The following is a 6,212-nucleotide window of genomic DNA, read 5'->3' as shown; positions in this document are numbered from 1 at the left end:
CTAGGGTTTTCCCGAGCAAAGAAAACTAACCAGTCCGTACAAAATCCGGTCCGCGGATCCGGCACGGGCCGGATCGCCCAGGAGACCAGCCCATGTTCCAGAACTTCCTCGACCGCTGCTGCCGCTTCCTGACCGCGGTGATGGTGGTGTGCCTCGCGCTGATGGTCGTCATGGTGTTCGGCAACGTGGTGCTGCGCTATGGCTTCAACAGCGGCATCACGGTGTCCGAGGAGCTCTCGCGCTGGCTGTTCGTGTGGATGACGTTCATCGGTTCCGTGATCGCACTGCGTTCGCACGCTCACCTCGGCACCGACACGCTGGTCTCGCGCCTGCCGGTTGCGGGCAAGAAGATCTGCCTGGGCCTCACGCACCTGCTGATGCTGTACCTGTGCTGGTTGATGTTCCGCGGCTCCTGGCAGCAGACCCTGATCAACGCGGGCACCACCAGCGCGGTGATGGAAGCTTCGATGGCCTGGTTCTACTCGGCCGGGCTGTTCTTCTCCGTCGTCGCCTTCCTCTTCATCCTCGACGACTTCTGGAAGCTGGTGTCCGGCCAGCTCTCGGAAGAACAGCTGATCGGCGTGATCGAGTCCGAAGAGGACGTCGCCGCCGTCGAAGCCGCCGCCCTCAAGCACTGAACACGCCATGACCATCGCCATCTTCCTGGGGTCGCTGCTGGGGGCCATGGCCCTGGGCCTGCCCATCGCCTTCGCCCTGCTCGCCTGCGGTGCCGCGCTCATGCTGCACCTGGACATGTTCGACGCGCAGATCCTCGCGCAGAACCTGCTCGAAGGCGCCAACAGCTTCCCGCTGCTCGCCGTGCCCTTCTTCATGCTGGCCGGCGAGATCATGAACACCGGCGGCCTGTCGCGGCGCATCGTCAACCTCGCGATGGCGCTGGTGGGCCACGTCAAGGGCGGCCTCGGCTACGTGGCGATCATGGCGGCGGCGATCATGTCGGCCCTGTCCGGATCGGCCGTGGCCGACGCGGCAGCCCTCGCCGCGCTGCTGCTGCCGATGATGACGCGCGCCGGCTACGACAAGCCGCGCTCGGCCGGCCTGCTCGCCTCAGCCGCGGTGATGGGCCCGATCATCCCGCCCAGCATCGGCTTCGTGGTGTTCGGCGTGGCCGCCAACGTGTCGATCTCCAAGCTGTTCATCGCCGGCATCTTCCCCGGCATCCTGCTGGGCGCGGCGCTGTGGTTCACCTGGTGGTGGATGGTGCGCCGGCAGAAGATCGAGCCGACGCCGCGCGCGAGCCGCGCGGAGGTGATGACCGCGCTGAAGGACGCGACCTTCGCGCTGGGCCTGCCGGTGATCGTGATCGTGGGCCTGAAGTTCGGCGTGTTCACGCCGACCGAGGCCGCCGTGGTGGCCGCCGTCTACGCGCTGTTCGTGTCGATGGTGGTGTACAAGGAACTGAAGGTCTCGCAGCTGTACGGCCTGTTCCAGGCGGCGGCCCAGACCACCGCGGTGGTGATGTTCCTGGTGGCCGCCGCGATGGTGTCGGCCTGGATGATCACCGTGGCCAACCTGCCGGCCGAACTCGTGACCCTGCTGCAGCCGCTGCTGGACCAGCCCACGGTGCTGCTGATCGCGATCATGGTCATCACCATGCTGGTGGGCACGGCGATGGACATGACGCCCACCATCCTGATCCTCACGCCGGTGTTCATGCCGCTGGTCAAGGCCGCGGGCATCGACCCCGTCTACTTCGGCGTGCTGTTCATGATCAACAACTCCATCGGCCTGATCACCCCGCCGGTGGGCACCATCCTCAGCACGGTGGCCGGCGTCGGCAAGATCAGCATGGACGAGGTCACCCGGGGCGTGTGGCCTTTCATGATCGCGCAGTTCACCGTGATGTTCCTGATGGTCCTGTTCCCCCAGCTCGTCACGGTGCCGGCGCGCTGGTTCTACGGCTGATTTCCAACCCCAACCTCCAACGGAGACAAAGCATGAAACGAGTGTTCCTCAAGACCCTGGTGGCCGCCGTGGCCGTGGCCGCCTTCGGCATGGCGCACGCGCAGACGCGCACCATCAAGTTCGCGAACCAGAACGCCAAGGGCCATCCGATCGTGTTGGGCATGGAGAAGTTCGCCGAACTGGTGGAGCAGAAGTCCGGCGGCAAGATGAAGGTGCAGGTGTTCCCGGGCGGCGCGCTGGGCAGCGACCAGGCCAACGTGTCGGCGCTGCAGGGCGGCACGCTGGAGATGGCCTCCATGAACTCCGGCATCTTCGCCAGCCTGGTGAAGGACTTCGCGATCTACGACTTCCCCTTCCTGTTCGGCACGCCGAAGGAAGCCGACTCCGTGGTCGACGGTCCCTTCGGCCAGGGCCTGCACAAGAAGCTGGAAGAAAAGGGCCTGGTGGGCCTCGCCTACTACGAGCTGGGCTTCCGCCAGCTGACCAACAGCAAGCACCCGATCGCCAAGGTGGAGGACATCGCCGGCCTGAAGCTGCGCGTGATCCCGAACCCGATCAACGTCGACTGGGTGAAGGCCCTGGGCGCCAACCCCACGCCGCTGCCCTTCCCCGAGCTGTACGCCGCGCTGGAGCAGAAGGCGGTCGACGGCCAGGAGAACCCGGTGGCCACGATCAAGGGCGCCAAGCTGTACGAAGTGCAGAAGTACATGACGCTCACCAACCACCAGTACAACCCTCAGTCGGTGGTGATCAGCAAGAAGTTCTGGGACGGCCTGTCCGCCGGCGACCAGAAGATCCTGCGCGATGCCGCCGCGGAATCGGCCGTGTACCAACGCACCCAGTCGCGCGCCTCGCTGCTGGCCGGCCTGGAAGACCTGAAGAAGGGCGGCATGCAGGTCAACGAGCTGCCCGCGGCCGAAGTGAACAAGCTGCGCGACAAGATGAAGCCGGTGATCGCCAAGCACTCCGAGAGCGTGGGCGACGCCACGGTGAAGTCGATGATGGCCGAACTGGCCAAGCTGCGGAAGTAACGCGGGACTGCGCGTGAAGAAGATCCTCGTCCTCAACGGGCCCAACCTCAACCTCCTGGGCACGCGGGAGCCGTCGCAGTACGGCGCCACCACGCTGCCCGAGGTGGAGGCGATGTGCCGCGCCGCGGGCCAGCGCCTGGGCTACGAGGTCGAGTGCTTCCAGAGCAACTGGGAAGGCGCCCTGATCGACAAGGTCCACGAGTACGGGCGCCTGTTCCGCGAGGGCCAGGCGCTCGGCTGCGTGTTCAACCCGGGCGCGCTGACCCATACCTCGGTGGCGCTGCACGACGCGATCAAGGGCGTGGAGCCCCTGCCCGTGATCGAGTGCCACATCTCCAACGTGCACGCGCGCGAGCCCTTCCGGCACCAGTCCTGGGTGTCGCCGGTCGCCGCGGGCATCGTGATCGGCTTCGGGGTGCAGGGCTACCTCGTGGCGCTGGAAGGCCTCGCGCGCAAGCACGACGCCGAGAACCCCCACCTGCGATGAACGCGCGCATCCCCCGCCCCATGCTGGTCAACGGAAACACGGAGCTGGTCGCCCACCTGGGCTGGCCCACGCACGCCTTCAAGGCGCCCATGATCTACAACCCCTACTTCGAATCCATCGGCGTCAACGCGCTGGTGGTGCCGATGGGGTGCAAGCCCGGGAACTTCGCGCAGGTGCTGCGCAGCGTGTTCGCGCTGGAGAACGTGCGCGGCGCGCTGATCACCATGCCGCACAAGGTGAGCGTGGTGTCGCTGGTCGACGAGGTCACGGCCACCGGCCAGGTCGCGGGCGCCTGCAATGCGGTCAAGCGCCTGCCGGACGGCCGCCTGCTTGCCGACATGTTCGACGGCGAAGGGTTCGTGCGCGGCCTGAAGCGCAAGGGCATGGAACTGCGCGGCGCGCGCGCCCTGGTGGTGGGCAGCGGCGGCGTCGGTTGCGCGATCGCGGCTTCGCTGGCGGCCGCGGGCGCCGGCGCCCTCGCCTTGTACGACGTGAACGCCGCCTCGGCGTCGAGCCTCGCCGGGCGGCTGCGCACGCACTACCCCGCCGTGGACGTGAGCACCGGCAGCAAGGACCCGGCCGGATTCGACCTGGTGGTGAACGCCACGCCGCTCGGCATGAATCCCGGCGATCCGCTTCCCGTGGACGTGGACCGCATCGAGACCCAGGCCTTCGTCGGCGAAGTGGTGATGAAGACGGAGATGACCGCCTTCCTCGTCGCGGCGCAGGCGCGCGGCTGCCGCGTGCAGGTCGGCACCGACATGCTGTTCGAGATGATCCCGCCCTACCTGGAGTTCTTCGGCTTTCCCACCACCACGCCGGAGACGCTGCGCTCCGTTGCGCGACTGGAGTACTGAACGATGAGCGATCTGTTGCTGCAACCGGAGCACGCGCGCGAACCGCTGCAGGATTCCTTCAGCGACGAGGCCAACCCGATCGGCCTGGACGGCGTGGAGTTCATCGAATACGCCACCTCGCAGCCGCAGCAGCTCGGGCAGGTGCTGGAGATGATGGGCTTCCGGCCCATCGCGCGGCACCGCTCGCGCGAGGTGCTGCTGTATCGCCAGGGCGGCATCAACATCGTGGTGAACGCGAACCCCAACGATGCGCAGGGCGCCACCCACGGCGAGCCAGCTTCGGCGATCGCGGCCGTGGCGCTGCGCGTGCGCGATGCCCGCGCCGCCTACCGCTACGTGCTGGAACACGGCGGCTGGGAAGTGCCGACGCATCCCGAGGCGATGGAACTGAACATCCCGGCCATCCACGGCGCGGGCGGCAGCCGCATCTATTTCGTCGATCGCTATCGCGACTTCTCGATCTACGACGTGGACTTCGTGAAGATCCCGGGCGTCGACCCGCATCCGCCGGCCGTGGCCGGCATGCACTTCTTCGGCATCGTGCAGTACATCGGCACCGGCCGGACCTACGACTGGCTGGAGTTCTACCAGGCGCTGTTCGGCATCGCGGCGATCCCCGACGAACAGCGCTTCGGCATCATGCCCGCGGGCAAGCTGCTGCGCGCGCCGGCGCTGCAGGCGGGCAACCGCTTCATGCTGCAGGTGATCGAGCCCGAGGCCGACTCGCTCGACAACCGCGAGCGGTTGCAGCGCATCGGCCTGGGCGTGCCGGACGTGCTGGCCGCCGTGAAGGCACTGCGCGCGCTGGGGATGGAATTCGTCGAGACGCAGGCGGCGCACACCGAGCGCCGCGGCGCCATCACCAGGAACTATCTCGGCGGCGTGCTGTTCGAACTGGTGCACAGCCAGCCATGAAGCTCCGCGACCAGCGCAGCCTGCTGCAGGCGATCCGTCCCTTCGGGATGGACACGATCACGCTCGCCGGCCCGCTCGAAGCCAAGCTGGAAGCCATGCAGCAGGTCGGCTTCTCGCAGGTCATGCTCAAGGCCAACGACCTGGTGGGCCATCCCCAGGGCTGGCAGGCGGCCGTGAAGGCGGTGCGCGCGAGCGGCCTGCGCGGCACCGGCTTCCAGGTGCTGCGCGACTTCGAAGGCCTGTCGGGCCACCTGCACCAGTACAAGGTGGACATCGCCAAGACGATGCTGGAGATGTGCGCCGCGCTCGGTTGCGACGTGCTGCTCGCCTGCTCGTCGACCTCGACCCACGCGAGCCAGGACCTCGACCACATCGCGCGCGACCTGCGCAAGCTGGCGATGCTCGCCCTCCCCTTCGGCATCAGGATCGCCTATGAAGGCCTGTCCTGGGGCCGCACGGTCAACGAGTTCACCACCTCCTGGGACGTCGTCTGCCGCGCCGACTGCCCCAACCTCGGCATCGGCATCGACTCCTTCCACATCCTGGCGGCGAAGACGCCGCTGGATGCGATGGACGACCTCGACGCCTCGAAGATCTTCCTGGTGCAGCTGTCCGACTTCATGTGGCAGGAGACGCGCACCTTCGAGGAACGCATGGCGACGGCGCGCACCTTCCGCGTGTTCCCCGGCGAAGGCGTGCACACCGGGCAGCTGGTGCAGATGGTGCTGAAGCTCGACGCGCTGGGCTACGCCGGCGACTACAGCTTCGAGGTGTTCAACGACGATTACGTGCAGATGCCCTTGCCCATGGTGTCGGAACGCGCGCGGCGTTCGGCCCTGTGGCTCGCCGAGGACGTGCTGCGTCGCTCCGTGCCGCTGCCGAACCAGTTGAAGCTGCGGACGTAGATCGAGGGCTGCCATGGTGGGCAAGCGGAGCTTGCCCACCCTACGAGACCCGACGCTACGGTAGCCCCGTAGGGTGGGCAAGCTCCGCTTG

At 67.3% G+C, this 6,212-nt stretch carries 7 protein-coding genes; all 7 read left to right on the top strand.

What is annotated here, in order from left to right:
- The first annotated feature begins 92 nt into the window (after positions 1–92).
- Genes VF522_RS00575 through VF522_RS00545 form a run of 7 tightly spaced genes read left to right on the top strand, consistent with a single transcriptional unit; the run spans position 93 to position 6,121 of the window.
- Positions 93–638, top strand: coding sequence for a TRAP transporter small permease (locus VF522_RS00575; protein WP_330906247.1), 546 nt, complete (start codon positions 93–95; stop codon positions 636–638).
- A 7-nt stretch (positions 639–645) separates the two neighbouring features.
- The gene (locus tag VF522_RS00570) at positions 646–1,926 is read left to right on the top strand and encodes a TRAP transporter large permease subunit (protein WP_330906246.1); all 1,281 of its coding nucleotides are present in this window, start codon (positions 646–648) and stop codon (positions 1,924–1,926) included.
- A gap of 32 nt (positions 1,927–1,958) precedes the next feature.
- Complete coding sequence (locus VF522_RS00565) at positions 1,959–2,957, top strand: TRAP transporter substrate-binding protein (RefSeq protein WP_330906245.1); 999 nt, start codon at positions 1,959–1,961, stop codon at positions 2,955–2,957.
- 13 nt (positions 2,958–2,970) lie between these two features.
- Positions 2,971–3,444, top strand: coding sequence for a type II 3-dehydroquinate dehydratase (gene aroQ, locus VF522_RS00560; RefSeq protein ID WP_330906244.1), 474 nt, complete (start codon positions 2,971–2,973; stop codon positions 3,442–3,444).
- Between the two features lie 20 nt (positions 3,445–3,464).
- Positions 3,465–4,301, top strand: a complete 837-nt coding sequence (locus tag VF522_RS00555) for a shikimate dehydrogenase family protein (RefSeq protein ID WP_414709406.1) — start codon at positions 3,465–3,467, stop codon at positions 4,299–4,301.
- A 3-nt stretch (positions 4,302–4,304) separates the two neighbouring features.
- Positions 4,305–5,216, top strand: coding sequence for a 4-hydroxyphenylpyruvate dioxygenase (locus VF522_RS00550; RefSeq protein WP_330906243.1), 912 nt, complete (start codon positions 4,305–4,307; stop codon positions 5,214–5,216).
- The gene (locus VF522_RS00545) at positions 5,213–6,121 is read left to right on the top strand and encodes a sugar phosphate isomerase/epimerase family protein (protein WP_330906242.1); all 909 of its coding nucleotides are present in this window, start codon (positions 5,213–5,215) and stop codon (positions 6,119–6,121) included. Before VF522_RS00550 ends, VF522_RS00545 begins: the two co-directional genes overlap by 4 nt.
- Positions 6,122–6,212: the final 91 nt, after the last annotated feature.

Source organism: Ramlibacter sp. (assembly GCF_036383835.1).
Lineage (GTDB): Bacteria > Pseudomonadota > Gammaproteobacteria > Burkholderiales > Burkholderiaceae_C > Ramlibacter.
The sequence above is the reverse complement of the archived record's forward strand: the minus strand, read 5'-3'. Positions and strand labels throughout refer to the sequence as shown.